The organism is Vibrio nigripulchritudo (assembly GCF_027924785.1).
Classification (GTDB): domain Bacteria; phylum Pseudomonadota; class Gammaproteobacteria; order Enterobacterales; family Vibrionaceae; genus Vibrio; species Vibrio nigripulchritudo.
Genome location: NZ_AP027050.1, coordinates 1482387 through 1508753, shown reverse-complemented (window position 1 = coordinate 1508753; position 26367 = coordinate 1482387). Strand labels below are relative to the sequence as shown.

Sequence of the window (26367 nt, the reverse complement as noted above, 5' to 3'; positions counted from 1 at the left end):
CGCGGATCCTATTATTTCTCTGATGCTGTCTCAGGTTTTGTTTGTGGTGTTAGCTGTGGCATTCGTACCTTCTCAATCGCCATCAACACGCGCTCTGGCGTGGCTGGCGCATCCAAATGAGGTCGGGCATCTCCCACGGCAACGGAACTGATTGCATTTTTCAGTGCGCTCCAGACAGACATGGCAAGCATAAATGGCGGCTCGCCCACTGCTTTAGAGTGAAACACCGTGTCTTCCGGGTTTTGTCGGTTTTGCAGTAGGTGCGTCCTGAAATCAATCGGCATATCAGCAACCGCCGGGATTTTGTAGCTGGCGGGTCCACTGGTGGTCAGCCGACCTTTGTCATTCCACACCAGTTCCTCGGTGGTAAGCCACCCAGCACCTTGAACAAATGCGCCTTCAACCTGACCAATGTCGATGGCTGGGTTCAGAGATGCGCCTACGTCATGCAATAGATCTGCTCGTAGAATTTTGTACTCTCCCGTAAGCGTATCTACAATCACTTCCGAGCAGGACGCCCCGTAAGCAAAGTAGTAAAACGGTCTGCCCTGAGCTTTCTCATGGTCATAGTAGATTTTGGGGGTGCGATAAAATCCAGTGCTGGAAAGAGAAATTTGGTTGAAGTATGCCAACTGGATGAACTCATCGAACTCAATGAGATTCTCACCAGCCTGAATCACACCATTTTTAAACTTCACCTTTTCGGGCACTACTTTGAAGTGTTCCGCCGCAAAATTTACCAGTCGTACTTTGATATTTCGGGCAGCATTTTGCGCCGCTTTACCATTCAGGTCCGTACCTGATGATGCTGCTGTCGGAGAGGTATTGGGTACTTTTTCAGTGTTGGTTGCAGTGATTTGAATACGGCTGATATCGACCTGAAACTCTTCCGCAACAATTTGCGCTACTTTCGTATTCAGCCCTTGCCCCATCTCTGTACCACCGTGGTTAAGGTGGATACTGCCATCAGTATAAATGTGAATCAGAGCTCCCGCCTGATTGAGGAACGAAGCAGTAAACGAAATACCAAACTTCACTGGGGTAATGGCCAGCCCTTTTTTCAATATCGGGCTTTGCTGGTTAAAGGCGTCGATTTCTTTCCGGCGTTTATGGTATTCACAGCTTTCCACCAACTGCTCGGTGATTTCAGGCATGAAGTCGCTGTCTTCCACTGTTTGAAAGTAGTGGGTAACGTTTCTTTCGTCTTTTCCGTAGTAGTTTGCGCGTCTCACATCAAGCGCGTCTTTTTTCAGACAGCTCGCTATCTCATCCATGATGTGCTCAATGGTCATCATGCCTTGAGGGCCGCCAAAGCCGCGAAATGCCGTGTTTGACGCCGTATTGGTTTTACAGCGATAACCGGTCACCGTCGCATCCCCAAGGTAGTAAGCGTTGTCGGAATGAAACATTGCCCGATCAACAATAGAGCTGGAAAGATCCGGCGAATATCCGCAGTTACCTGCGACATCTATCTCAATGCCTGTAATGACCCCAGCGTCATCAAACCCAACCTTGTATCGGTTAAAAAATGGGTGGCGTTTGCCCGTCATCATCATGTCGTCGGATCTGGACATTCGCATTTTGGTCGGACGACCCGTTAACTTGGCGACAACCGACGCCATGCAAGCCTGATAGGAAGACTGAGTTTCTTTTCCGCCGAAGCCACCTCCCATTCTTCGCACGTCGATCAGGACTTTGTGCATAGGTACACCAAGTACGCTGGCAACGAGCTTTTGAATTTCGGTTGGGTTTTGGGTGGAGGAGTGGACAATCATGCCATCATCTTCTGTGGGCATGACCGTAGCGATTTGAGTTTCAAGATAAAAGTGCTCTTGCCCACCAACGTGTAGGCTGCCTTCTAATACATGTTTGGCTTTGGCGAGGGCAGCTTTGGAGTCCCCGCGCTTTTGCTGGTGGGTATCGGTAACAAACAGGCGTTTTTCGAGTGCTTCTTCCACATCCAGAACAGCAGGCAACACCTCATATTCGATCTGTGCAGCTTGCGCGGCTTGCCTTGCGACGTCAATGTTTTCCGCTGCAACAGCAATAACTGGTTGTCCAACGTATTCGACTTTGCCGTCTGCGAGCAGAGGATCCCCGGGGAAAATTGCACCTATATCCAAATTACCGGGTACGTCTTCACTGCTTATCGCAATCGCAACACCTTCGAATTCATAGCAGGGGGTGAGGTCGATACTCAGAATGTTTGCGTGAGCATGTGGGCTGAGTAGGGCGTACACATGAAGCTGATTTGGGAATTCCAGCTTGTCGTCGATATAAATCGCTTCGCCAGTAACCTGTTTTGACGCGCTGTCGTGTTTGACGCTTTTACCTACGCCAGTTTTTAGATCCTGTTTGAACAGAGCCACCATCTCTTCGTGGCTCATAGCTGTTTTCGGCGCGCTAGACATAAGACGTTACCCTGGTTTCGATTTGGTTGTGTGGATGAGTGGACTCAATGTAAAAACGTCGCAACAGGTTTGCGGCTGACAAAGCGCGATACTCTCTGGTTGCGCGGAAATCGCTCAGAGGTTCGAAGTCATCCACGAGCTTCTTCATCGCATCAAGAATGCTATTTTCATTCCAGTCCTGACCAATCAACGCGTTTTCACAGTGCTTTGCACGCTTAGGGATCTCTGCCATTCCGCCAAAAGCAATACACGCTCGGGTCACTTTTCCATTCTGAATCGTCAGGTTGAACGCGCCACAAACGGCAGAAATGTCGTCATCCAGTCGTTTAGAAAGCTTATAAGCCTTAAAGGTATGTTCAGGTTGCAGCAGAGGGATGTGAATCGATTCAATAAATTCACCGGGCTTTTGCGCCGTGACCTTGTATCGAATGAAGTAGTCTTCCAGAAGCAGAATTCGGGTTTCATTGCCACATCTTAGGGCGACTTTTGCACCTAATGCGATCAGCAATGGAGGAGAATCGCCAATCGGGGAGGCGTTTGCAATGTTGCCACCGAGTGATCCCTGATTTCGTATCTGAAGCGAAGCAAAGCGGTGAAGCAGTTCACCAAAGTCTGGGAAGTGTTGAGAAAGTGCTTGATAAGCGTTGCTGAGTGTCACATTCGCGCCAATCACAAGGCTATCATCCACAAGCTTGCACTCTTTCATATTGGCAACAGAAGCTAAGCTGATGAGTGTTTGAATGGGTTTGTGAAATTGCGTGACTTCAAGTGCGAGATCGGTTCCACCCGCGACAAGTCTGGCATCTGGATTAGCCACAAGTAGCGACGCCAGTTCATCCGTTGAGGTAGGCAGATAAGATTGAAAATTCCCAAAGGTAAGCTCACCTTTCTGAGCCGAAAGCTGATTAAGGTGCGCAATGGTTTTTTCTTCTAATGCAGAAAACTGATCTCTCAGGTTTTGATTGCTATTGAGTGAAAGCGCCGCATCAACAATCGGCCGGTAACCAGTGCAGCGGCAAAGGTTACCCGACAACGCCTCCATGACATCGTGTTTTGTCACTTTTGGTCTGTTTTTCAGTAAGGCAAACATCGACATAATGAAGCCGGGGGTACAAAAACCGCATTGTGAGCCGTGGAACTCCACCATAGCTTGCTGAACTGGGTGAAGGCAGCCGCTGGGGTCTTTAAGATCTTCTACAGTGATTAACTGTTTGCCATGAAGTGATGAAACAAACGTCAGACAAGAGTTCACTGATTGATAAACCAATCTCCCATCAACGACTTCCCCAAGTACCACAGTACACGCACCGCAGTCCCCGGAGCCACAACCTTCTTTTGTTCCCGTTTTCCTTAACTGGGTTCTCAGGTACTGCAAAACGGTGGTATTGGGAGACAGATCTTCAATGTGTTGTACAGACTGGTTTAACAAAAACGATATCACGAGTCCTCCTGCGTGATAAAAAACTGACCTATTGGTCAAGTTTTGAATAATCTGACCAGAAGGTCAACATTTTGTTAACAAATGAAGAGTTCGTCTTAAAGATTGGATAAATGGGTCACTTGGATATAAATAACTATAAACATTACTGAGTGATTGCCGTTAAAGAATAGCTGGTTGAATATCGTCCACTGTATTAGAGCGTTTTCGTGTTGGTGTAATCCTGATTTCATGGCTCTTACCAAAAACAGATGTTAAGCAAGTTTCACCGGCTAAATTATGCGTCTTGACATTAGTTGATTAAATATCTCTAGTTTCAGACAGTTACGGTTCGCCTATCTAGGATTAATAGATATGAAAAACATCACTTTCTTGCTTGCCACACTTTTATCTACTTCCACCCTCGCAGCTAACCACCATTTGGGCATCAAACTTGGTGGAGCAGCCATTAATAATGATGATTCAGGCGATGTGGGGGTTGCAGCCCAATTCGAATATGCCTATCAATTTCATCCCAATTTTTCTGCTGAAATTGGTTATGCAACCGCTTCGGGAGTGACCAACGCCATTGTGACCGGTGCACTTACCGACAACACAGAAACGTTTGAGTATGATGCGACCTTTGCTGGTTTGAAGGCTAACATTGCTCCGGTGGGCTTTTTCAATTTTTATGCGATGGGCGGTGTCAGCCATTCCGATCTGCAACGCACACTCAAGCCTAAGTCTGGTGGAGCAGAAACGGTTGAACACCACAAAGGAGTAAACCCATATTTTGGAGGTGGTGCAGAGCTCATCATGCTGGATACATTTAGCCTCAGCTTGGACTATCGTCGCTTTATGTTTGAAAACAGCTATTACTCAGACACCATCTTAGCCGGGCTTAATTTCCGATTTTAAAATCAGCCCTCTCGACGAAAGAATAGGGAACTGGCTTTCAGACAATACGCCGATTTGAATATCTAGTGATTCCAAATCAAGCAATCGGTAACACAGTATGAAAGCCAGTTAAATTCGCTGTTGAGAGATCACCGGGTATATCTTGAAAACTTGAGTAATCATGTAAGCGTGTGGCTTACTGATGCTTACAGTAGAGGTGTCTGTTTCTGTGTTAGGGTCTGCCGTATTTTTTAGGAGAAGACCATGAAATCTGACAGTAATAAAAAGCCTCTTTTTAACCCGAACTATTACACCGTTATCGAGAGTAATAAAGTAAGGTGGATGTTCTTAATCGCATTTATAATTGCATTGTTCGTGATTAAACTTAATTTTTAGTTATTAACGAGGGTAAAATAGTCGGGCTTACATGGATTAAATGAAACCCTAATACCAAAGTTAATATTTTAATCATAGTGTAAGTTTGTCCTGTCTGTTATTTTTGTTATAATATAACATATCTTTAATTTTTATTTAAATAAACTATTTCACCCTGTCTGTTGTTATGGATTTGTCATTTTTTAAAATTCGTTCTTCTAATGATTGGTTTTAACTTGCTGTAAAATATAGATATTAATTTCTATGTTATCTCAGTGTTTGGTTATGTCATTAAATAATCATTGCTCAATATTAAGATTTGTCATTCAAAGCGATTTTATCTCTGTGACTTCTAGTCAATGATGAGTAAATAAGAAAGTAAAATTAAATATATCCTCATTTCGTTAATTGAAATTCTCAATGTCTCTATTAATAATATTGACACCACTTCATTTTAATTTGATAGATAGTGTGTTGGGTTTTAAAACTTATATAACTTAGAGAAATATATCTTCTCTAAGTTTTTACCGTACTTAAAACTTAATTATAGGCTTATTTCTATAAGCCTAAATGCTGTGAAGTGGGTTCAAAAAATATATGGAGATAATAATGAAACTAAATGTAGTTATACCCGTATCTGTATTAACCTTGACTCCAATAATCGCTGTTGGTGCCAGTGAATCAGATGTAAATGCAACTGTGCCGATCCTGGATACACAGCAAACCCATATTATTGGGACGAATGATGTTGTGTCTTACGATGTAAAATCACTAGATGGCGGTGAAGCGGCGGTTTTCCAGGGCGATATTGTGCTGGGTAATGCCAAAGATGTACAGAACTTGGGTGTTCAACCGATGCGCTTTGCTAACGAAGGTGAAGTGACGGGGTATGCGTCGTGGAGTGGTCACGCTAAGTGGCCAAATGGCGTTGTTCCATACACCATTGCAAGCAACATCCCTGCTCACGATGTCGCCTCAATTAAAGAGGGGATGCGCTGGATAGAGAACGTATCGAACGTCCGCTTTGTTGAAAGAAGCAATCAGACTGGTTACGTACGCATCATTCGGGATCGAGGCTGTTATTCGTCGGTGGGTTACACTGGTCGAGCGCAAAACCTGTCAATTGGTCAGGGCTGTGGCACGCCGGGTATCGTGGCTCACGAATTTCTGCATGCGTTAGGTTTCTGGCATGAACAGTCGCGTGCAGACCGTGATCAGTACGTAAACATCCACTGGAACAATATTGAACAGGGTAAAGAGCACAACTTCCGCAAGAAAGGAGCAGTGACGACGTCTATCGGTCCTTACGATGTTCGCTCCATCATGCATTACTCTTACCGATCTTTCAGTGTTAACGGTCAGCCGACCATCACTTCTAAAGATACCTCTGTGCCGAACAATCAGCTAGGTCAGCGCCAGCGTTTGACTGAGCATGATATTGCAGCACTTCAAGAAACTTATGGTGGCGGTGGTACCACCCCACCAAATCCAGGCGGTCCGGAGCCGATTAATGAAACTCTTACCAATGTAGGAGTAGAACGCGGTGCATGGCATCATCACGTTCAGGAGATCGGTAGTGGATATAAGAAGCTGACGATCACTACATCGGGCGGTTCTGGCGACGTAGATTTGTACGTTCGAAAAGGTTCTCAGCCTACGCTTTCACAGCATGACTGCCGACCTTGGCGCAATGGTAATGCTGAGAGCTGTGTGATTGATAACCCGGGAGCGGGTAAGTGGCATATTGGTATAAATGGCTACCGTGCGAGTTCAGGTGTCACTGTTACCATCAAAGCTGAGTAATTCCGCTTAGTTCAAAACAACATTCCTTCATGCAAACAAAAGCCAGCCTGTTGAATAGGCTGGCTTTTTATTGTTGTTACAGGCGCGAGTAATTTAAATTTTTGATACGTCGTAGCCAGATTCTCTTAACAAATCACGTTCTTGTTTGATCAATTGAGCGCGATCTTCAATCAGTTCATGTAGCGCCTGAGAAGGTTTCGCCGCGAAGGATTTAAAATCTTCAAACGATTCTGCGGCTTCCACCTCTTTAAACATGGCACTTACTGCATTGCGCGCTTCACATGGGTCGGAGTCAGTTTTAAAGTAATCGACGCTATTCACAGCGTGTTTCATTTCTGCCAGAAGCTCTGCCGGGCTGTTGTCCAAAGCAATCAGCATGTAGTTGTTCAGCACGCGTTTAGCAAACAACAATTCTTTCAGTGGGATATCACGCCCGCTCACAATTAGGGACTGGCTGAGAATCGTATTTGAACTCATGGTTTTTCCTTAAACGAAAACAAAGGTTGGGCTAAGTAAAAGAAGTTAAGATTGCATAACTTTCTGCATAATTTCAATATTTATCTAATTCGTATCAGTGAAGTACAAACGTGAGCGTGAAATACAGAGTGGCAGGTTGAGAGCGTCCTTGCTCTCAGGCTAGATATTGAATGGTGGTTCTTAACCTTTGTAAGGGTACGCAAAGATGTCGTTATTGTTTCTGCGGTTTGGCTGACCCCAGGCATTGAGAGCGACAACAGGTTTACCATTTGCATCTAACACGAGTTCACCTGCAGCATCTAATTCGTAGAACGACTTAACGTCCTGAGCAATATTCCACTGCTCTACGATTTTTCCTGAATTGTTAAAGCGGAAGATATCGATGTGACCCGTTCCAAACTCATTGTCTGAACCCACTTCGAGATGTTTAGAGTGGACCAGGACCATATCACCCATAGCGATGGCTTTCGCCGGAGTACGAACGAAACGCTTATTCTGTCGAGCCGCTTCTTCCAGGCTATTTATGTGATCAAATTTACTGACTTGTGCGTCGGCTGTGTAGGCTATGAAATTGTCTGCCAGCAGGTATTCCAATTTAACGCTGTCTTCTAAGTTATTGTATGTATTCACAAAGTACAATGCACGTTTGCGGTTGTGCTCTCTGTTTTGATTAGAGTCCATATTTACTTCAGGACCGGTAAAGTCCAGGTTCGGGCTCATGGTTTGATAGTGATCCCAGTGCTCGACCAGTTTGCCATTTTCAGTTCGCCAAATGTCGATGTACACATCCGTCGACACTTCGCCATTTTCATCCGTGGTTGCCCATGAAGAATGAATCGCTACGTAATCGTCCTCGGCTATTGTTCTAAGAACCTTGATTTCAGTTGTGTCTCTAATACCTTGAAGGTACTCAGTTAACTCGTTGAAAAGAGGTTCCGCACCATCGGGATAGTCAGGAGAGTGCTGAATGTAAACGTCTCTGTCGACGTAGTTGTAATAAGTATCGTATTTGTGCTCGATCAGTGTTTCCTGGTAGAAGCCTTCCGCTGCAAACATAGATGCCATTGTTTCTGCAGAATAACGATATCGATTCTGATAGGACTGACCAGGGAAGCGAATTGGCTGATGTGCTTGAGACTGCTGAGAATACGACGCGACGCGTTGTTCGCCTGGGAAGTAAATTCTTTCGCCTTGCTGAGCAATGGCAGTACCAGACAGCGCTGCCATAATTAGGCTTGATAGTATGAGTTTCTTAGACATTTTTCTGTTCCTTATTATCATCTTGGGAGAAAACTCATCCTATTGAGTGTCTGAATGTCAAACAATATGACCATATGAATAGGTAATATGCACAAAACCGATTTCTTAGCGATAGATGGAAAGCTGCTGACCCAGTTTCTTGCCATCTACGACTTCCAGTCTGTATCGCGGGCTGCTCAGCATCTGAATATCAACCAATCTTCTGCCAGCCACGCATTGGAAAGGCTCAGAAAAATCCTTGATGATCCCTTATTTGTAAGAAGTGGAAGAGGGCTTATTCCCACAGAAAGGGCTGATACAGTAGCGCTTGATGCACGGGTTGTGCTCGCCAAACTTGAAGCCATGACGATCGACATGACTTACGATCCGTCAATGGACAAAGGTGAGTTCACCATCATGGCGAATGACTATGAGATTGAACACATTATCAAACCAGTATTCCCTATTTTTCAAAAGCAAGCGCCAGAGTTGACGATTCGTATCGTGCACGCCATTTCAGGGTTGGATATTCCAACGGCGTTAAGAGAAGGTGTCGCGGATCTCGCCATTAACCCGGACATCGATATTGATGCCACAGACATTCGTCAAAAACGCTTAATCTCGGATCACGATGTGGTGTATTACGACCCCGATTTTCGAAGCGCTCCGCAGTCGCTCGATGAATACTGCCAAGCTCGGCATGGGATCATCGTGTTAGGAGACATCAAGAAGACAGAGGCAGACAGCCAAATCATCGCTAAAGGTAAACAAAGAAAGATCGCCGTAAAAACTGGGTCGTTTAACGTATTGGCGAGCTTGATTCGTGGTACCGATATCATTACCACCATGCCTTCTAATCTTGCCGATTCCATTTTCAAAGGGTTAGCACACTGCCCCGCACCAGTGGATCTGACACCGTATTCAATTGTTCAACTGTGGCACCAACAAAATAGCCATTCTGCGCGTCACAAGTGGGTACGTGAAACCATCCAGTCGCCCTTTAGTACTGCAAAGTAGAAATAAACCAAGTCGAAATACATTCTTTACAGTCCAACTTCGTTATGTGGGTCTGATGACCGTAATTGCATATTATGGCAGCCTTGAAGCGTCAAATTCAGGGGTAAGAAAACGCCCGACTTAAAATAACGAAGGAATGTAAAATGAAAAATGCTATTTTTGGACTTTCTGTCCTTATGCTTGCTGGCTGTGCCAGCCAACCACAATCAACTGATACGGCAACAACGGATCTGAATTCTTCTCAGTGTGTGGGCAGTGTCGATTTACCTGAAAGACTCGCTCCGTATTTCGAAGTTGTAGAAGATGAAGCCTTGCTAAGCAGCGCGTTGGGTGCCCCTGAAGAAGGGAAACTGTGTCAGGGTAAGGTGTACCAAAGCAAAGCTGGAACTCAGGTGACTCTATATCGCGCCTGGAATAGTACCAACCCATACAGCCAGTTTGGTCAGTGGTGGGCATACGATTTACCCGCGGGAAAGGTTGCCAAATACCGAGAAGACTATGAGATCTGTTATCAGTGGTCTCCTTTGGACAAATTAGTCACGTGTGAGTTAAAGGCAGGCACCAAAGTGGTTATTGGAACAGGGCAGAGTGCAAAATGTTCAGAATACCTGACCTACGATGTATCTGAATCGCAGCAAGTGTATATTGAAAACAGTCAGGACGCGGTTGCCAATTGCGCCGTGAAAGACGGAATTCTGGCTTGGGAATAGTTAGGTAAATAGGCTCTAGGAAACAAGATATGAGTAGAGGCGAGCAGCGTTTGAGGGATTTGAAAGGATTTGGTCCTAAAAGTGAGGAAATTCTGGCAACGGTGGGTATCCACTCCGTTGATGATTTCATGCTCGCCGATTCTTATGAACTTTATGCAAAGCTGAAAGCAAAAGTTAAAGGCACGGGGTTGAACTCCATCTACGCCATAATCGGAGCCAAGGAAAATATCGACTGGCGAGAAGTCGCTAAACAGCGCAAAACCGAAGTCTTAATGCGTTTAGACGAGATGGGGCTCGCGCCAAAGTAAAAAAATGCTTAAAAATAGCGTCACTTGTGGCGCTATTTCTTTCTGCATCGCAAATTCCGCAAGTATGCTGAAACTTCACTTCAGCCTGACACCCAGCCACAGATAGCATTGTCCAATGCCTTAGTGGTTTAAAAAGGAATTCAAATGCGCCCATCGACCGGATTATCCAAACTGTTTTTATCTCTCTCGATTCTTTCACTTCCCGTAATCGGTGCTCAAAAAAGCGTTTGCTTTGGAACAACCTCAAATGGGTCTTTAGAGGGAGGGGTAAAACTTCCACTCTATGGAGAAAACTTCGAAACCTACAGTTATACCGCAAGCGTAGCAGGGCGAACCTACGTACATTCTGAAGTGAAAGCCATTATCCTTTCTGCTTACAAGAATCTGGAGCAATCGCACCCAGACAAGGTATTCAAATACGCTGAAACAGGCTTTGAGGAAGGTGGAAAATTCAGCCCACACAAAACACACCGCAATGGCTTGTCGGTTGACTTCATGACACCCATGATCAACGAAGATGGGGAGTCTGTACACTTGCCGACACACCCCTTTAATAAGCTAGGTTACGACATAGAATTAGACAAAAAAGGGCGATACGACGGATTGGAAATCGACTACACCGCTTTAGCGGCACATCTGGTTGAACTCCATAAAGAATCGAAGAAACGCGGTCACGACCTATGGCGAGTTATTTTCGACCCTAAACTGCAAGCAGGGTTGTTCAAAACCACCTATGGCACCTACATTAAGGACAACATCCGGCTTTCTAAAAGACGTTCTTGGGTTCGACACGATGAACACTATCACGTTGATTTTATCGTCCCGTGCAAAGAGTAATGTGCTGTTCCCTTGTGGTTAGTACAAAGATATAGCCAAAGATAATTAAATGGGCTGTTGTGCTATTAATGTTTGTGACGGTTTGTGACTTATTACTGTAAACACTTCACTATATGTGTTTTTTGCTTTATACCTTCTTCTTTAATATTTATATCAAATAAAATTGGTGTTTATTATTACCCGATGATTTTCGCCATTACCTGACCTTATACATTACTTGATCTTTGTTCATGTTCTTATTTTTAAGACAGAAGGTAATGTTTAAATTCAGAGTCTTTTGTGTTTTATGTCTTAGATGATGAATATTCCCGTAAAATAACCACAGTATTCAACAGTGGAACAGTATCGGGATTAGACGATTTTCTCATCTTTAAACTCAGGAATTTTGACTATGCTAAAAACGGTTGTTGCTTTTACTCTTTCTATTTTCTCGATATCCAGTTATGCAGCGTCGTGGACAAATGGTGATCAAACCGTTAAAGATATTGTTTGGGCACCTGACCAGCATGGATTTTACGTTGAAAACGCACAGTTTCACGACCCTGACCGCTGCCGATGGTCTTCAAAAGAGAGCATGTACTTGTTTTCCTCCAACTTTGAAGTAACACAACCTCACACCGTCGAGCGCCTTTTCGCAATGATTTTAGACTCACAGTCCACAGGAAAATCACTTTCAGTGTTAGTGGATGGTTGCGTGGGACAACACCCTAAAATTATTGGATTGAAGCTTAACAAGTAGATACTGTTTAAATTTCATTCCAGAAAATAGGGGGGCATACCTATGCTCTCCCAATTGAATTTTTCACAGTGTGTAGATATATACAAATATAACACTTTTTAACTGAGATAAATTAAGTGTCGATTTCGACCACTTAAGCCTAAATTTCTCAAGTTAAAATTGTTGGATTTATTTCGTTTGCATTTTAGAACGTAACCTTAAATTTAAAGGGTTTCGTCTTTAAAAGCACTTTATTGGTGATTTTTAACTCTATTTTATTGAAATCTCCTTTGTAGAAAACAAGGGAAATAATTAAAGTTTGAATTATAAATCGAATTTTTATGATTTTTATTCATATAATTCGCTATTTCTTCATTCCTTGAGGATTTATTTTTCGTTTGGGAACTTAATCATTCGATTTTAGGTCGGATGAGCATCTTAATTTGTTAATTTTTCGGAAGTCATAAACAGTGAAGTATTGGATCGTATCCATCAGTGTGATTGCCCTTTTAGGGTACGGGGCACACACCTATCTCAATTCAAATCAAGATACACAAACTCTGCCTATTCTCACCGTAGAAACAGGGACCATTGAGAAAAATGCTGTGGCGGTAGGAAGCATCGTCCCCGCGCATTCTGTTTCAATCAAGTCTCAGATCAACGGCATTGTGGGGGAGTTGTATGTTCAGGTGGGAGACAAGGTCTCGGAGGGGCAACCACTGCTCAAAGTCAGACCTAACCCGACGCCTCAGGCACTAACCGATGCCTCAACAACGCTGATGCAGGCAGAAGCAGAAATGGAATCCGCCAGGCAAAGGCACGCCAACTTAAAGAGTCTGGTTGAGCAGAAGGTGATCCCTTCAAACTACGACGACTATGTGAATGCGAAATCGAATTTGAAGTCCGTCGAAGCGAAAGTACTTCAGGCCAGACAGAATCTGGCATTGATCCGCAGCGGAGAAGCGTCGGTAGGCAGTGCGCAGCTGACCTCCATTATTTATTCCCCCATTGATGGCACGGTGCTGAACAAAAAAGTGGAAGTGGGCGCGCCTATTATCTCTACCGAAGCCAGTCAGGCGGCAACGGAGATGATGTCCATTGCAGACTTACAGCAGATGGTATTCAAAGGGAGTGTAAGCGAACATGATGCCGCAATACTGCTTCCGGGAATGCCTGTCACACTGACCGTTGCTCCGTTTCCAGATACTGCCATTCAGGGTGTGCTCTCAAAGGTGGCAATACAGTCGGAGAAGCTGAATGCTCACTCAGAAAGTAAATCCAGCGGTTTTGATAACGGGTTTGAAGTGGAAGTCGGCGAGCTGACCATCCCCGACACCATAAAGCTTCGTTCTGGCTTTTCTTCTACTGCTACTATCACGTTAAAAAAAGCAGAGAACGTGCTGGTGGTGCCGGAGCGAGCATTGCAGTTCGAAGGCGAGACACCTCATGTGTTGATAGCGGATGCATCTGAGCTGGGGTATCGAACTCAGGTTGTGGAACTGGGTATGTCCGATGGCATTGTGGTTGAAGTGCTAAGCGGAGTCAGTGAAGCCGATGAGATCATCGACGCGAGCATAATGGGAGCCCCGCATGGTGAGTAGAACACTGTGGCTATTGAGCTGCATTGCGGTATTTGGTCCGGCGCATGCCCTTTCTATTGAAGACGCGTGGCAGGCGGCGAAAGCCAACAACCCTGAGCTTGAACAAGCCACGCTTAATATTGAAAAGCAGGAAAATGCCCTCGACTTAAACCGTAGTGAAAGATTGCCTTCATTGAGTGCGTCGGCTAATGCAAACTGGAATCAAAACGGGTCAAACAGCAATAGCTTAGGCGCGACGCTCAGTTGGAATATCTGGGACAGCAGTCTTTGGACTCAATTAGACAGCGCTGAAGCGAGCGTTGTGGTCTCGAAGCTTGAGTTGTCGAAAACCCGAAATGAACTCGCTAAAAAACTGATCCTGGCTTATCTCGATGTCGCCAGTGCGCAGGGTGATTTGCAACTCGCCGAAAACAAGCGGCAGGAAACACGTAAACAACGAACCATTGCAGAGCAGCGATTCCAAGCCGGAAAAGTCAAATCCATCGATGTGGAGCAAATGCTGGCTAATGAAGTGGCAGATCAGAGCCATATCCTGAATAGCCAGTCAAAACTTGCTCAGGCACAACTGGAGTTGCATGCCCTGATACTTCGTGACGTTGACACGGTGGATCAGATCCGAAATGACCCGTTGACTGAGCCTAAAAAACAGGTGGAATCTGAGTCTGACTGGATCAAGCTTGCAAAAGACAACAGCCCGGAACTGTTGGTTGCGGCTCAGACGATTCAGGTACGGGAGTTTGAGAAAGAGACCGCGAGAAGTGGCTACTACCCCAAACTGACCGGTAATCTCAGTTACAATCAGCACGGAACAGACTTATCCGACAATGACGTCACTGCTGGCTTGAGCTTAAGTATTCCGATTGATCTCAATGGCACCATTCAGAACAAAGTAGACACCGCGTCGCTCAACATCCGTGAGGCTCAGTTAGCCATGCAAATGGTGGAAATCAACATTCGCAAAATGGTGCAGCGCGCGTATTCTCAGGTCGATATTAACTGGCAACAGGTAATGGCTACTCAGGCACTGATTGATTCCCGTGAAAAGGTGCTGAAAACACAGCAGACCTTGTACAGCGCAGGAATGATTGACGCGTCACAACTTATTGATGCGCACAACGAGCTTTACACTGCCAGACACCAGCTAAAGAATAATCTGTATGAGTACTGGCGACAGAGGGTCGAGCTGCTTGCCGTTGCGGGGCAACTGGACGACGATACCATGACTCTGATCTCTCAAGCGCTAGAATCATGAGTGCGCTGTTGACTCAGACCTGGCAGACTCTGAGCGCCCACAAAATCAAAAGCCTGTTAGCCATTCTTGCCATCGCCTGGGGCGTCATCGCGGTGGTAGTGCTGATCGCGTTGGGGGAAGGGTTTTACCGACAGCAAAGCCAGATGTTTTCACAATTGGCGGATGAGACTCAGACTGTCTTTCCCGGCAGAACCAGTAAGTCATGGAATGGATTGCCTTCTGGTCGCGACATGCACTTTCAGGAAAGCGCCCTTAAGCAACTGTCAAAAGCCGCCTATGTGGAGCGGTTAGCGGTGGTGTACGATCAGTGGGAAGCGAGCATCTCCAATATGCAGGGACACCAGTTAACCCATATGCTTGTTGGCGTGGATGAGGCTTATTTTCCCTTGTCCTACCTGAAGCTTCAGCCGGGTTCTCGTAACTTCTCTCCTTTGGATCAGGCGCACCACCGCCGGGTCGCCATTATTGGGGAGACCGTTGCCATGATGGGCGGTGTCGGACTGGGCGAATTTGTCAAAGTGTCGGGCATTCTGTTTAAAGTGGTGGGGATTTTAAGCCGCGAAGACGCCACCCAGTCTTTTGGTGCTCAACGCATGGTGATGATCCCGCGCTCAACGTATCTGGATATTTGGTCCGGAAGTCCCAGCCGTGTGCTGGTTAAGCCTATCCCCCAAATCAGTGCAGGTCAGCTTCGTCAGCAACTGCTGAATTTCTTCTCTCATAGCATGAAGTTTGATCCGACGGACCATGACGCACTCCACATGCCGGATTACAGCGACAACGTTGCCACAATCAAAGGTATTCTGCGCGCCATTCAGGCTTTTCTGGGCATCAGTGGTGCGATGACTCTGGCTGTCGGGGCATTGGGCGTCGCCAACATCATGTTCTTATCCGTGACAGAGCGCACCAGAGAAATTGGCGTGCGATTAGCCATTGGAGCCACTCAGAGCGCCATTCTGATCCAATTTCTGTTTGAAGGTCTGATACTGGTGCTCACTGGTGCGCTGGTCGGTCTGCTGTTTTCGTTTGGAGCAGTGAACTTACTGGAAGTGAATCATAGCCTGTTACCTGAGTGGATTGGCATTCCTGTCATCACACCAGACTCAGTGGCGCTGTCGTCTGGCGTGGTTATAGGGATGGCTTTGCTGGCTGCGTATTTCCCGGCAAGAAAAGCGTCGAGCCTGACGCCCGTTATTGCGCTGAGTTCGAGGGGGTAGACATGCAGTTACCAATGAGACAAATCTTTCAGGAAATGGCGGCTCAAAAGTTGCGGCTCGGACTGACCATACTTGCGGTGGCGTGGGCGACACTCTGTATTGGTGTCATGCTGTCGGTAGGAGAAGGTATCCGGCAAGGCGTGATCAGCACAGCAGAGCGTGGAAACGGTCAGCTGATTTATGTGACCGGAGGAATAGCCACCGTTAGCAACAGCCAGTTCTTTCAGGGGAAGGCATTGGAGTTGGGAGAAGATGATGCCGATGTCATTGCGGCACTGCCCAGTGTTGAGCGAGCTCTGCCCACAAGCAATTGGCAGGACAAACTGAAAACGGATACACAAATGAGCTGGACTGAGCCTTTCGCGGTAAGGCCAGAGTACGCCAGCCTTGCGGGGCTTGAGGTGCTGCCGGGTGGTCGCTGGCTTAACCCCAGAGATGAAAACGAACAGCGCAATGTGATTGTCTTGGGTTACCTGACAGCGGTTGAGTTGTTTAATGAGTATGAGGAAATGAACTGGTTTGCCTCGGTGGAACTCAACACCGATCCTGTGGGCAAGACCGTTAAGGTTGGGGCACGCACTTTCACGGTGGTCGGGGTACTGGCGAAAAACAGCGCCAACGTTGAGCGGGGCGATTCGATCAATTACGCCGCCTTTGTTCCCTTGAACACCTGGAAGCGCTTTCACCCCAATGAGCCTGTTCAGGCCATCAATGTGCAACCGAAAAAATCAGCAGACAGGGTTCAGCTTGCCAGTGTGATTCGGCAGGTACTGGTTCGAAAACACGGCGCGTCTTTACTGGATGAGCAAGTGGTTCAGGTGGACGACATGTATCTGAACCAGAAGACCATGCGCCAGTTTTTAATGGGTTTGCAAAGCTTTCTGGGGTTGGTGGGGCTGATAACCCTGCTCGTGGCGGGAATAGGTATCGCCAACATTATGTACGCCATGGTCAAAGGGTCGACCCGTGACATTGGCGTGCGAATGGCGGTGGGTGCGACCCCGTTGGCAATCCGGATGCACTACCTGACTCAATCCATCATGACCATGTTGATGGGCGGTGGGCTTGGGCTGTTACTGACCTTCGGTGTGGTGACGCTATTTCGCGTGCTGGATCTGGAAGGTAATGCGTTGTACGAAAATCTGGGCAAACCCGTACCGGAACTGTCGATTGTTGTCGTGACCGTTGTCGTCACCGCTTTGATGGTGATTGGCGTGCTGGCGGCTTGGTTGCCAGCTAACCGCGCTGCCAGCGTATCGCCGTTGGAGGCATTACACAGTGAATAATAACGAGAACTTTGAGAACAAGATGTCTGATTCCCCCTTGGTAACACTGAACCGTATCTGTAAATACTATGCCAGCGGAGAAGAGACAGAAGTCAGAGCGCTGGATGGCGTGGATCTTCGCATAGAAAAAGGCGAGTACCTGTCTATTCTGGGTCCCTCTGGCTCAGGAAAATCCACTCTGATGAACGTGCTGGGGTGTTTAGACACGCCGACAAGCGGAGAATATCAGTTAGGTGCAGATGACGTGTCTTCCCTATCGCCCAATACGCTGGCAGCCATTCGCAACCAGAAGATTGGTTTTGTCTTTCAGAGCTTTAATTTGCTTGAATACGCGACGGCGTTAGATAACGTCGCGCTGCCCTTAGTGTACTCGGGGATCAGCGCGAAAGAGCGAAAGAAAAAAGCAATACACCTACTGGAGCAAGTCGGACTAGGTGAGCGTTTACATCATAAGCCGAACCAGCTTTCGGGCGGACAGAAACAGCGGGTCGCTATTGCTCGTGCACTGGTCAACGACCCTCAGATCTTACTTGCAGATGAACCGACGGGGGCTCTGGATTCCAACTCCGGAGCGGAAATCGAAAAGCTGTTTAAACAACTGCATTCTCAAGGGCGCACCATTGTGGTGGTAACCCACGATCAGGCACTGGCTCAACGGACAGAAAGGATCATCACAATAAAGGACGGACAGGTGATTTCAGATCGAGCTCCCGAAAGCAGTAAAGAGCTTGCTTAAGGGGATAAAGCGGAGAGAGTGCTGAACGATATCGACAACTGCCTGATCCGGCTCTGTTATTTCCCACCCAAAATCACAGAGTTGTTTCAGGCGTTAATATCAAGCTTTAGTCCGAGATCGCATAAGTATAATTTTCTTATTTTTGTGAGTTATTCTAGTGGGTTAGTTGTGATAGCTTCTTCTGTTCAGTTTTATAGATAGGTTAGGAACAATGCTTAAAACGAACATTCTGCTTTTTGTATCGCTAGTCATGTTGCCATTTTTCTCATGGGCGACAAAGGATTTGGTTCAGATTCCAGGTACGTCCGTGAGTATGCCGAAACCTGACGGATTTGAACTTTCAGATACCTTTGCTGGTTATCTGAATGCCAAAAACAGTTCTAGTGTCGTCGTTATGGAGCTGCCTTTAGAAGCGTTTGGTCAGTTATCTGCTCTTTTTGGTAACCTGGAAACCGTGCAGCAGAGCTTTGCCAAGCAAGGGGTCAAGGTGAATGACGTCACTTTGCTGGAAATGGACGGATACAAAGCGCCCGTTGTGATTGGTGAACAGGCGGTATCTGGTGTAAGTGTTGATAAGTACATTGCTCTTTTCAAAGGGCAGAAAACGGTGATGGTGACTTACAACCTAATGGACACCAAAACGTTCGATCACGAAAAAGTGATGGCTTCAATCAAGAGTATTGAAATTGGCAAGGCTGCTTCATTGTCCGATAAATTGGCTTTGCTTTCTTTTACATTCCAGCCAGAAAAGCCTTTCAATGTTGCTGATGTCATGGGTAATTCCACCGTATCTCTCACGACATTCGAAGGTATTGATAAGTCAGGCGAAAAGCCTGTTCTGATGATTGGAAGCTCCATGTCCAAAACCCGTTTCCCAGAGCCAGCGAAACACGCCACTGCGCTGATTAAGTCACTCGTTGGGTTTGAAAATCTAACAATCACATCTGAAAGCAAAGTTAAGTTTGCAGAGAGTGAAGGCTACAAGATAGTCGCAGAAGCAGAAGGTAAAACGGCGATTCAATTTGTCGGTTACACTAAAACGGGCACTTACATACGTTTGGTTTCTGTCGGCAATTCTGAGGAAATGTCCAAAGTAGAAGAAAAAGTTAATGCTATTGCAAAGTCAGTAGTGCCGAAATCATAATTGGGAACAAACACCGAACCTGAGTTGGCTTGGTGCAATTAGCCGAAAATATTTAGAACACAGGTTTTTGAATGTTCGTATTCACAACTTGTGTTCTTTTGTAGTTACTACACAGTTTAAGTTATGCCTTTAAAAAACAAATCCAGCACTCTCTATTTATTTGTTATCTCAAATGTATTGGCAATTTTAGGAACAGTGATCTACCTGTTCATCATTTGGTTAGGGCTGGGTGACAAGACCAGTACGTTATCCGGCTATGAAGTCTCTATATATGGGGTTCTTCTACTGGAAGCCACTCCCTCCATCGTTATATCTACGCTAATACTGCTTATTTTAAGAAACAAGGCTTCGGAGACTCCTGCCAAGATACGAAAGTTAATAGGTTACGACATGACTCTTCGAGTGGTGACCTTTCTGATTTCTTACGCGTACTTCAACCTTAAGGGCGCTTATGACCCAAGCCCGTTCTTCAATATTTTCCTTTCCTGGATTTATTATGCGTTTTGGGTTCAATACTTTACGAGCTCGAAGAAAGTCTTCGCAATCTATGGAGCGAACTCACCCAAAACTTTGCCACATTAGTGTTTAAGGCGTTTATCAGAGCGAGAAGCAAATTATGTTTTACCACCAGTGGGAGTCTGATAACCTTGTCTATTCAGAGTTTAAAGACGATGAAGTGCCTTTAGCAAAGTCTCTGTTTGATAAGAATGCCTGTTGCCAGAATGTAGACCCTACATTCCAAGTTTGGCCCGAATCAGAATACTTGGCACTTATTCAGAAAAGTGCCGCGACAAAAACAGCAAAGGACGTTGAAGCTTTCTACTTAAGAAAAATATCCACCAAAAGTGGAGAGGTGATTGGCTACATCCAGTTTGAGTTTAATGCGCCTAAGCACGGCACATTGTGGATCCCAATGTTAACCATTAGTCCAGAATTTCAGGCAAAGGGATATGGTGCTGAAATCGTAGAAAGCGCAATAGCACAAGCATGTAGGTATATGCCTATCAAAGAAGTGGGGCTCAACGTTTACGCTGAAAATGTACGTGCATTTCGGTTTTGGTATAAGCAGGGCTTTAAAGAGATTCGAGCCTTTGAACACGAAATGGAATTGGGAAAAGAGTATCACTGTCTGGTGCTTTACCGCACAACGCTATAAAAGAAAAAAGCCAGTCGCAAACTAGGGTGCGGCTGGCTATACAATTGTGAACAAATTCATTCACTAACAACGTCAGTTGGCTAGGTGACCCTCGGCTTAAAAGGGTCAAGTACTACAATACAATTCGCGTGCCAGTTTTAAACCCTTGAAAATGGAGGTTGGCAAACGTTTGCTATTTGTTTTGTTGCATATTTGCAATTTTAAATCGCAGTTTTTCGCAAATTGCATTAAGCAAGTGTGGTTTTATCAAACGTTGTTTTGGTTAGGGAGGACAATGAGAATCAGAAAAGCAGTAACAATAGTGCTGGGATTTGCACTTACAACCAGTCTTTTTAGTGCGAAAGCACTTTCTGGAAAAACAATCACCACAGACACCGTCAAAGCGAGTCATGTTCAGCAGATCTTGTCTGGTGACGTGGTATCCGGTAGTTCTGTAGACATTATTTACGCAGACATATCAAAAGTGGCTATACCTGAAGGGGGTCAGCTTCAATACAGCCCTTGGGATGATTTGTACAAATGCACCAAAGGTGGCCGCTTAAAGAGCGAGTCGATCATCATCCCTGTAGAAAATAACGTACACGTCTTACAAGCCTGCGATGCACTGGGTTTTGAACTCGACCTTGAACTGGCAGTTGTTAATGCCGACGTACTGAACGAAGAAGTATCGGATATAGAAAAATCCACCCGTCAGGTGATTCTGGTGCCTACTCCGTCTGCTAATGACACCTACTTATATTGGAATGGAAGCAAGTTTAAACTGTATGTTCCAATGCCATTCTAAAATTCTAAAGCCCCAAGCTGTATAGCCTGAGGCTTTTACTGGTTTAATGGTGAACAAAACCCAATTGGATGAAGTTATCTGACATACAAAGCCGAATCATTGGGTTTATCAAAAAGCTGAAAAACGAAATACAACACCAGACCTACCGGACCATACATAAAGGTAAGAGGCAGGCAAGGCAGCAATCGCCATCGAGCTTTACCTGAACGCTTTAAATCATCGATAATCCAGCGTCCTATAAACAGGTCAAAAATCAAAAAGTGAAGCCATCCAGTGGCGAGATTCCCCGGCGATTCAAACAGCAATCCCACACCTACCAGGCTTGAATAATTGCCCTCGGGAGCACTTCCCCAATATTTAACCAGAAGAAACAGATAAATAAGAGAAAGCAAGAAGGGGATCACTCGTCCACCACACAGCAGAAAGCCATCGCTGATCCGTTGTGAGGGTAGTGTTACCCCTAATATCAAACTCAACCATCCCAGCAAAGCGATCGTGCTGCCCAGTTCAAATGCTAATTGAGCCATCATTGAACTTCTCCGTTTGTATTTCTAGGGATGACCACAGCCTGATTACCATACTTCAACACTTCTCCACCGTGTTGATTGGCATAGGTTTGGGCTTCCTCTTCCGTTGAAAACCAGAGATTCAGTATTGAGAGTACTTTCTCATCAAAGTCGGGGGTGAAAGCCGCCCCATCTTGTTGAGCAAGCAACACAGGCTTGTACGATTCCCAGCTGTTGTAACCCGCTTCAATTGCCAGCATTCGCAGAAAGTGCTTTCGCTTTAACGTCTGGCGTTGGTTGTACAAAGAGGAAACAGACTGTCCAAAACAAACACCTGACTTTTCGACTCTGCGGATAATGGGCATGGCATCAGAAACACTGCCAGATTTAGCAACACGGTGTAATTTTCGAGCCTCACGCAACAAGGATTCAACAGCGGTATTGGTTTTTGAAGAGGTCAGTGAATTTGATTCACTAGGGGATTTTTGATTACGCATACAAACTCCATCGAGTGGTTGGTCTGTCTCGTTAGGGACCAAAGATAAGAGTCAGTAACTAAATTGTCTTATTGCACAGGTGAGTGAACTTTCACGAGCTGGGCGTCCTGCAAACCCGCGAGAAGAATAGCAACACATTGCGTGAGTTGTAAATGGGTTTGTGTGAAAGAATTCTGTTGGTGAATGACTCAACAAGCCTGCCTCACTGCATCAACCAATACGTCCAGTTCTCTCTGTACCTCTTTGGTGAGTTCAAAACCAAAGTTGATCCTGAAGCAGTTGTCGTAAAGAGACAGAGTACTGAATAAGTGACCCAGTCGAATATCAATTTTGCTGGCTTCGAGTAGTGAGGTGAACTGGGTAACGTTGAGGGTGGGGACTTGTAGCCACAGCACCATTCCCCCTTGAGGGTGGCTGATGTTCACGTTTTCTGGCAGGCGATCCGACAAATAGCTGAGATACATTTGTCTGAGTTGAAGCAGCTTGCTGCGACGACGTTTTAGCTGCTTGGCGTAGTGACCAGACTCAATAAAATCAGCCATAGCAAGCTGCATAGGAAGTGAGATCCCAAAGCAGGAAGCGGCGTGTTTCTGGCAATATTGGTCGGTGTATCGACCTGGCATACACCAACCTAGGCGGTAGCTTGGCGACAAGCTTTTCGAGACAGAACCACACCAGAGGATATACCCACCTTGATCATAGTATTTGGCGGGGAGTGGCGTATGTTCTGTATAGGAAAGTTCAAGGTAAACGTCATCTTCGATTATCGGAACTTGGTAAAAATTAGCGAGCTCTGCCAGTTTCTGTTTTTGAGCTGCCGACATGGTGATCCCCTGCGGGTTCATGTGCGAGGTACAAAATACGCCTGCTTTGACCACCCCTTTCTTCAAATGGTTTTCCAACTGCGCAAGGTCGATTCCGTCATCCAGAGAGGGGATCTCAACAATCTTTCGACCCATTTGCCCAAGCAAATCCAAAATACCGCTGAAGCAGGGAGAGCTGATTGCAATCGCATCACCTACCTGTGAACAGGATTCCAGCGCGGCTTTAATGGCTGGCATACAACCAGAGGTTATCACCAGCTCACTTGGGGTAAAGTTCAGCCCAAGTTTGGAAAAGTGATCGCTCAAGGCATTGCGCAATAAAGGCTCACCTTGAGTGTCTGGATATTGATTTAAGCGGTTGCCGATTCGTTTGCTGGCGCGTCGAAAGCTGCGTTCCAGTTCATTTAGTGACACGTCATCAATGGTAGTACTGGATACGCCAAGCGGTCCATTGTGCTGGGAATGAATCGCGAAATTTTGATTAACCGAAGACACCTTACTGACGAAACTCGCCCACTCTGGAGTGTTGTGCTTGCTTCGTTGCGGAGACACGTAATACCCCGCTTGAGGGCGTGCGTGGATCCAGCCTTGCGATTCCAGTTCCTGATAACAACTTACGGCTGTCGACATACTCACTGCTTGCTGCTTTGAGAGCTGCCTGAGCGATGGCAGCCGACTCCCTTCGGCAAGTTTTCCAGCCTCAATTTCCCGAATGAATCGGCTGGCTAAGGTTCTGTACATACTCATAAGGAACTGTACCGCTTTTTGTTGGAAAAATTGTATCTGTACCGATAACTGTACCCGAGTGATACTCTTTTTCAAGGAAAAAGGAGGACAGTCATGAAGAAAAACGACCTATTACTAGCAACCTTAGTGATGGCCATTTGGGGATTTAATTTCTCAATGATCAAGATGGGTATTACTGATGTTCACCCACTGTTAGCAACCGCTGCTCGTTTCACTTTGGCTGTGATTCCAGCCATCTTTTTTATTCGCCGACCAAACGTAGAGTGGTGCTATTTAGCTGGTTACGGTGTGGTCTTTGGCGTCGGTGTATGGGGGATGGCGTCTTGGTCTATTACGGCGGGTCTTTCGTCCGGCATGTCTTCGGTGCTTTTGTCCTCCAACGCTTTAATCAGCATGGCAGTGGGCGTGTTTATCCAGAAAGAAATAGCTTCTAAGCGCAAAGTCATTGGAGCTGTTATTGCATTGGCAGCGCTGTTGGTATTGATCTCAGCCACCAACGGCAACCTGACAGCAGAAGGGGTATTCCTAATCATGGTTGCCGCAACGAGCTGGACGATAATGGGATTGATTGTTAAGGCATCGAAAACCACTCAGGCCTTCGCTTTTAACGTATGGGGAATGCTATTTGCGCCTATCCCGCTGGTGTTATTTGCGGTGGGCATTTACGGTCCAAGTATTGTGGTGCATGCCATGGAAGTGTGGGACATGAATACCACCATCGCAGTGGCGTTTCAGGCTTACCCAACCACATTATTTGGTTATTGGGTTTGGAGTAATCTGTTGATTCGTTATCCACTCAGCACCACCGCACCGTTAACCTTACTGGTGCCCGTATTCGCGCTGATTTCTGGCTACTTTATGTATGACGAGATCTTAAGCACTGCACAAATGATCGCCTGTGTACTCTTCCTCATTGGTATTGGTTTCATCGTGAAGCCTGCGACGAGCAAAAGTGTGTTAACGCCTAAGCCTTTAGCGAATTGAAAAATCAACCGCGTTGCAGGGTTGAATAGAGTGGTGTTTTAATCGATAAAAGAAGATCTTAAAAAGGGAAGGGGACAAGAAAAGTCCCCCTCTCATTGGCTAGTTGGAAAGTAACGCCTTTATCTGTGGCATCACTTCTTTTGTGGCGAGGTAGCCCGCTTCGATCGCTTTCGCCCTGTCGTTAAACGACACATCACTGCTCGGCTCATAATTTGGTGTGATGAGCACATCTGCGCTGGCCATCTCTTGTTGCGACAGCCTACAGCTCTGCATTCTGAACGTCGCTAGCAACACTTTACTTATCGTCAATTCCGGTGCGGGTTGATTGTGGCAAAAAATATCGACCGCAATGACCTTTTTAGCGCCGAGATCTTTTGCGGTATAAACCGGTACAACACTGAATACGCTGCCATCAATTAAGATATCACCTTGGTTTTCAACGGGAACAAACGTACCTGGCACGGTGGAAGAAGTTTGTACCGCATGCCCAGGGTCGCCAGAACGAATAACAACAGTCTTACGCGTCGTCATATTGGTGGCAGTCACCGCTACAGGGATGGGCATGTCCGCTAGATCGCTATACCCGACATGCGCGTTGATCCAGTCGGATAAGCGTTTACCATTTACGAACCCTTTGGACGAAAGCACAATGTCCGTCACGTCAGATATTTCGAGTTTCTCGATGGCAACTTCCATCTCGCTAAATCGCATACCAGAGGCATAAAGCGTTGCTGCAATCGAGCCCGCAGACGCTCCACTGACCACTTCCGGTTTTATGCCTTCTTCTTCCAACGCTTTCAACACGCCTAAGTGCATAAAGCCCCGTACACCTCCGCCACCGAAAGCCACCCCAAGCTTGTGTTCCCCGGTTGCAACGGGTTCAGAAACATTCAGATCGTTATAGACGTTTGGTGATGAACAGGCCATCAACAGCAGTGATAAAGAGGCAGGAATGAGTGTTTTCAACATGGGAGGCTCGGTTTAGTCGGAAAGTTCAAAGCGTTACAGAATCCAGTCTGGCGATGTTTTTTTCAAGTGACAGGTTCTAAAGCTTGACCAGTATCTCCTGATTCATTGCAATTTCATTGAGTTTGTTGTTGCGACTGTACCGAAACAGGCAGCTTAGCTTGTTAGAACGTAAGCAAATTCCAGTGGTAGATTTAGGGTAAATAGATGTTACTCAATGTTCAGAAAGGAAGCGTTTGATCTTGGGTATTCCTTTTTTAGCAATATGATTCACTATATATGGCAAGAATTGAAAAAGAAGAGTGAGTTTAAGGAAATTTATAACGCATTTCCCCCTTCTGAGCTACGAGTCGAAACCTGCTTGATGAGCTCTCTTTTCCCAAAGTCGTGTTGTGACTCTGAGCCGAAACATAAATTTCAGTTAGCTTTTATAAAAAATTGATTCTAGTAGAAAAGCG

Annotated in this window: 25 protein-coding genes; 17 read left to right on the top strand and 8 right to left on the bottom strand. The window is 45.9% G+C overall.

Translation table 11 applies throughout. From position 1 onward, the window contains the following. Positions 1-11 precede the first annotated feature (11 nt). Both xdhB and xdhA read right to left on the bottom strand, forming a co-directional pair. The gene (xdhB, locus tag QMG91_RS25145) at positions 12-2411 is read right to left on the bottom strand and encodes a xanthine dehydrogenase molybdopterin binding subunit (protein WP_281830735.1); all 2400 of its coding nucleotides are present in this window, start codon (positions 2409-2411) and stop codon (positions 12-14) included. After that, positions 2404-3852 carry a xanthine dehydrogenase small subunit gene (xdhA, locus tag QMG91_RS25140; protein WP_281830733.1) on the bottom strand — a complete coding sequence of 483 codons (1449 nt, stop codon included), beginning with the start codon at positions 3850-3852 and terminating at the stop codon, positions 2404-2406. Before xdhA ends, xdhB begins: the two co-directional genes overlap by 8 nt. A gap of 351 nt (positions 3853-4203) precedes the next feature. Between xdhA and QMG91_RS25135 the strand changes: the two genes are divergently transcribed. Both QMG91_RS25135 and QMG91_RS25130 read left to right on the top strand, forming a co-directional pair. Next, complete coding sequence (locus QMG91_RS25135) at positions 4204-4746, top strand: outer membrane beta-barrel protein (RefSeq protein WP_223097724.1); 543 nt, start codon at positions 4204-4206, stop codon at positions 4744-4746. A gap of 963 nt (positions 4747-5709) precedes the next feature. Further along, the gene (locus tag QMG91_RS25130; RefSeq protein WP_281830731.1) at positions 5710-6903 is read left to right on the top strand and encodes a M12 family metallopeptidase; all 1194 of its coding nucleotides are present in this window, start codon (positions 5710-5712) and stop codon (positions 6901-6903) included. A gap of 93 nt (positions 6904-6996) precedes the next feature. Here QMG91_RS25130 and QMG91_RS25125 read toward each other — a convergent pair whose 3' ends face one another. Next, complete coding sequence (locus tag QMG91_RS25125) at positions 6997-7380, bottom strand: hypothetical protein (protein ID WP_004397992.1); 384 nt, start codon at positions 7378-7380, stop codon at positions 6997-6999. A gap of 180 nt (positions 7381-7560) precedes the next feature. Continuing rightward, the gene (locus QMG91_RS25120) at positions 7561-8640 is read right to left on the bottom strand and encodes an ester cyclase (RefSeq protein WP_281830730.1); all 1080 of its coding nucleotides are present in this window, start codon (positions 8638-8640) and stop codon (positions 7561-7563) included. An 87-nt stretch (positions 8641-8727) separates the two neighbouring features. On the opposite strand from QMG91_RS25120, the gene QMG91_RS25115 reads away from it, so the two are divergent. The 14 genes from QMG91_RS25115 to QMG91_RS25050 all read left to right on the top strand — a co-directional run bounded on the left by QMG91_RS25115 (position 8728) and on the right by QMG91_RS25050 (position 21385). Beyond that, positions 8728-9636, top strand: a complete 909-nt coding sequence (locus tag QMG91_RS25115; protein ID WP_200767716.1) for a LysR family transcriptional regulator — start codon at positions 8728-8730, stop codon at positions 9634-9636. A 143-nt stretch (positions 9637-9779) separates the two neighbouring features. Continuing rightward, the gene (locus tag QMG91_RS25110; protein ID WP_281830729.1) at positions 9780-10346 is read left to right on the top strand and encodes a hypothetical protein; all 567 of its coding nucleotides are present in this window, start codon (positions 9780-9782) and stop codon (positions 10344-10346) included. Positions 10347-10375: 29 nt separating this feature from the next. Then, entirely contained in the window at positions 10376-10654 is a 279-nt protein-coding gene (locus QMG91_RS25105) for a TfoX/Sxy family DNA transformation protein (protein ID WP_281830727.1), read from the top strand. A 144-nt stretch (positions 10655-10798) separates the two neighbouring features. Next, complete coding sequence (locus tag QMG91_RS25100; protein ID WP_281830726.1) at positions 10799-11491, top strand: penicillin-insensitive murein endopeptidase; 693 nt, start codon at positions 10799-10801, stop codon at positions 11489-11491. 391 nt (positions 11492-11882) lie between these two features. Beyond that, positions 11883-12230 carry a hypothetical protein gene (locus QMG91_RS25095; RefSeq protein WP_004398010.1) on the top strand — a complete coding sequence of 116 codons (348 nt, stop codon included), beginning with the start codon at positions 11883-11885 and terminating at the stop codon, positions 12228-12230. Between the two features lie 449 nt (positions 12231-12679). Beyond that, entirely contained in the window at positions 12680-13810 is a 1131-nt protein-coding gene (locus QMG91_RS25090; RefSeq protein ID WP_281830724.1) for an efflux RND transporter periplasmic adaptor subunit, read from the top strand. Continuing rightward, entirely contained in the window at positions 13800-15062 is a 1263-nt protein-coding gene (locus QMG91_RS25085; RefSeq protein ID WP_281830723.1) for a TolC family protein, read from the top strand. The genes QMG91_RS25090 and QMG91_RS25085 overlap by 11 nt, the downstream gene beginning before the upstream one ends. Continuing rightward, on the top strand, positions 15059-16279 hold the full coding sequence (locus QMG91_RS25080; RefSeq protein ID WP_281830722.1) for an ABC transporter permease: 1221 nt from the start codon (positions 15059-15061) through the stop codon (positions 16277-16279). Before QMG91_RS25085 ends, QMG91_RS25080 begins: the two co-directional genes overlap by 4 nt. 2 nt (positions 16280-16281) lie before the next feature. Next, positions 16282-17565 carry an ABC transporter permease gene (locus QMG91_RS25075; RefSeq protein ID WP_281830721.1) on the top strand — a complete coding sequence of 428 codons (1284 nt, stop codon included), beginning with the start codon at positions 16282-16284 and terminating at the stop codon, positions 17563-17565. Positions 17566-17587: 22 nt separating this feature from the next. After that, positions 17588-18301 carry an ABC transporter ATP-binding protein gene (locus tag QMG91_RS25070; RefSeq protein WP_409351270.1) on the top strand — a complete coding sequence of 238 codons (714 nt, stop codon included), beginning with the start codon at positions 17588-17590 and terminating at the stop codon, positions 18299-18301. 211 nt (positions 18302-18512) lie between these two features. After that, a complete protein-coding gene (locus QMG91_RS25065) occupies positions 18513-19445 on the top strand; it encodes a hypothetical protein (RefSeq protein ID WP_281830719.1) in 933 nt (310 codons plus the stop codon). Positions 19446-19568: 123 nt separating this feature from the next. Further along, the gene (locus QMG91_RS25060) at positions 19569-20027 is read left to right on the top strand and encodes a hypothetical protein (protein ID WP_281830718.1); all 459 of its coding nucleotides are present in this window, start codon (positions 19569-19571) and stop codon (positions 20025-20027) included. 34 nt (positions 20028-20061) lie between these two features. Beyond that, the gene (locus QMG91_RS25055; RefSeq protein ID WP_281830717.1) at positions 20062-20601 is read left to right on the top strand and encodes a GNAT family N-acetyltransferase; all 540 of its coding nucleotides are present in this window, start codon (positions 20062-20064) and stop codon (positions 20599-20601) included. A 274-nt stretch (positions 20602-20875) separates the two neighbouring features. Continuing rightward, the gene (locus QMG91_RS25050; protein WP_281830716.1) at positions 20876-21385 is read left to right on the top strand and encodes a hypothetical protein; all 510 of its coding nucleotides are present in this window, start codon (positions 20876-20878) and stop codon (positions 21383-21385) included. Between the two features lie 74 nt (positions 21386-21459). On the opposite strand, the gene QMG91_RS25045 is transcribed toward QMG91_RS25050, so the two are convergent. The 3 genes from QMG91_RS25045 to QMG91_RS25035 form a co-directional block, all read right to left on the bottom strand. Continuing rightward, on the bottom strand, positions 21460-21915 hold the full coding sequence (locus QMG91_RS25045; RefSeq protein WP_281830715.1) for an ABA4-like family protein: 456 nt from the start codon (positions 21913-21915) through the stop codon (positions 21460-21462). Continuing rightward, a complete protein-coding gene (locus tag QMG91_RS25040; RefSeq protein ID WP_281830714.1) occupies positions 21912-22388 on the bottom strand; it encodes a hypothetical protein in 477 nt (158 codons plus the stop codon). Before QMG91_RS25040 ends, QMG91_RS25045 begins: the two co-directional genes overlap by 4 nt. Before the next feature lie 188 nt (positions 22389-22576). Further along, positions 22577-23959 carry an aminotransferase-like domain-containing protein gene (locus QMG91_RS25035; protein ID WP_281830713.1) on the bottom strand — a complete coding sequence of 461 codons (1383 nt, stop codon included), beginning with the start codon at positions 23957-23959 and terminating at the stop codon, positions 22577-22579. 93 nt (positions 23960-24052) lie between these two features. On the opposite strand from QMG91_RS25035, the gene QMG91_RS25030 reads away from it, so the two are divergent. Continuing rightward, positions 24053-24943, top strand: a complete 891-nt coding sequence (locus tag QMG91_RS25030; RefSeq protein ID WP_281870266.1) for an EamA family transporter — start codon at positions 24053-24055, stop codon at positions 24941-24943. A 99-nt stretch (positions 24944-25042) separates the two neighbouring features. On the opposite strand, the gene QMG91_RS25025 is transcribed toward QMG91_RS25030, so the two are convergent. Then, the gene (locus tag QMG91_RS25025) at positions 25043-25912 is read right to left on the bottom strand and encodes a patatin-like phospholipase family protein (protein ID WP_022591333.1); all 870 of its coding nucleotides are present in this window, start codon (positions 25910-25912) and stop codon (positions 25043-25045) included. Positions 25913-26367: the final 455 nt, after the last annotated feature.

Bases quoted from the DNA above. Each gene is read 5' to 3' on its own strand.
- xdhB (WP_281830735.1), bottom strand. From the start codon at position 2,411: ATGTCTAGCGCGCCGAAAACAGCTATGAGCCACGAAGAGATGGTGGCT.
- QMG91_RS25135 (WP_223097724.1), top strand. From the start codon at position 4,204: ATGAAAAACATCACTTTCTTGCTTGCCACACTTTTATCTACTTCCACC.
- QMG91_RS25130 (WP_281830731.1), top strand. From the start codon at position 5,710: ATGAAACTAAATGTAGTTATACCCGTATCTGTATTAACCTTGACTCCA.
- QMG91_RS25125 (WP_004397992.1), bottom strand. From the start codon at position 7,380: ATGAGTTCAAATACGATTCTCAGCCAGTCCCTAATTGTGAGCGGGCGT.
- QMG91_RS25120 (WP_281830730.1), bottom strand. From the start codon at position 8,640: ATGTCTAAGAAACTCATACTATCAAGCCTAATTATGGCAGCGCTGTCT.
- QMG91_RS25115 (WP_200767716.1), top strand. From the start codon at position 8,728: ATGCACAAAACCGATTTCTTAGCGATAGATGGAAAGCTGCTGACCCAG.
- QMG91_RS25110 (WP_281830729.1), top strand. From the start codon at position 9,780: ATGAAAAATGCTATTTTTGGACTTTCTGTCCTTATGCTTGCTGGCTGT.
- QMG91_RS25105 (WP_281830727.1), top strand. From the start codon at position 10,376: ATGAGTAGAGGCGAGCAGCGTTTGAGGGATTTGAAAGGATTTGGTCCT.
- QMG91_RS25100 (WP_281830726.1), top strand. From the start codon at position 10,799: ATGCGCCCATCGACCGGATTATCCAAACTGTTTTTATCTCTCTCGATT.
- QMG91_RS25095 (WP_004398010.1), top strand. From the start codon at position 11,883: ATGCTAAAAACGGTTGTTGCTTTTACTCTTTCTATTTTCTCGATATCC.
- QMG91_RS25085 (WP_281830723.1), top strand. From the start codon at position 13,800: ATGGTGAGTAGAACACTGTGGCTATTGAGCTGCATTGCGGTATTTGGT.
- QMG91_RS25080 (WP_281830722.1), top strand. From the start codon at position 15,059: ATGAGTGCGCTGTTGACTCAGACCTGGCAGACTCTGAGCGCCCACAAA.
- QMG91_RS25075 (WP_281830721.1), top strand. From the start codon at position 16,282: ATGCAGTTACCAATGAGACAAATCTTTCAGGAAATGGCGGCTCAAAAG.
- QMG91_RS25070 (WP_409351270.1), top strand. From the start codon at position 17,588: ATGTCTGATTCCCCCTTGGTAACACTGAACCGTATCTGTAAATACTAT.
- QMG91_RS25065 (WP_281830719.1), top strand. From the start codon at position 18,513: ATGCTTAAAACGAACATTCTGCTTTTTGTATCGCTAGTCATGTTGCCA.
- QMG91_RS25060 (WP_281830718.1), top strand. From the start codon at position 19,569: ATGCCTTTAAAAAACAAATCCAGCACTCTCTATTTATTTGTTATCTCA.
- QMG91_RS25055 (WP_281830717.1), top strand. From the start codon at position 20,062: ATGTTTTACCACCAGTGGGAGTCTGATAACCTTGTCTATTCAGAGTTT.
- QMG91_RS25050 (WP_281830716.1), top strand. From the start codon at position 20,876: ATGAGAATCAGAAAAGCAGTAACAATAGTGCTGGGATTTGCACTTACA.
- QMG91_RS25045 (WP_281830715.1), bottom strand. From the start codon at position 21,915: ATGATGGCTCAATTAGCATTTGAACTGGGCAGCACGATCGCTTTGCTG.
- QMG91_RS25040 (WP_281830714.1), bottom strand. From the start codon at position 22,388: ATGCGTAATCAAAAATCCCCTAGTGAATCAAATTCACTGACCTCTTCA.
- QMG91_RS25035 (WP_281830713.1), bottom strand. From the start codon at position 23,959: ATGAGTATGTACAGAACCTTAGCCAGCCGATTCATTCGGGAAATTGAG.
- QMG91_RS25030 (WP_281870266.1), top strand. From the start codon at position 24,053: ATGAAGAAAAACGACCTATTACTAGCAACCTTAGTGATGGCCATTTGG.
- QMG91_RS25025 (WP_022591333.1), bottom strand. From the start codon at position 25,912: ATGTTGAAAACACTCATTCCTGCCTCTTTATCACTGCTGTTGATGGCC.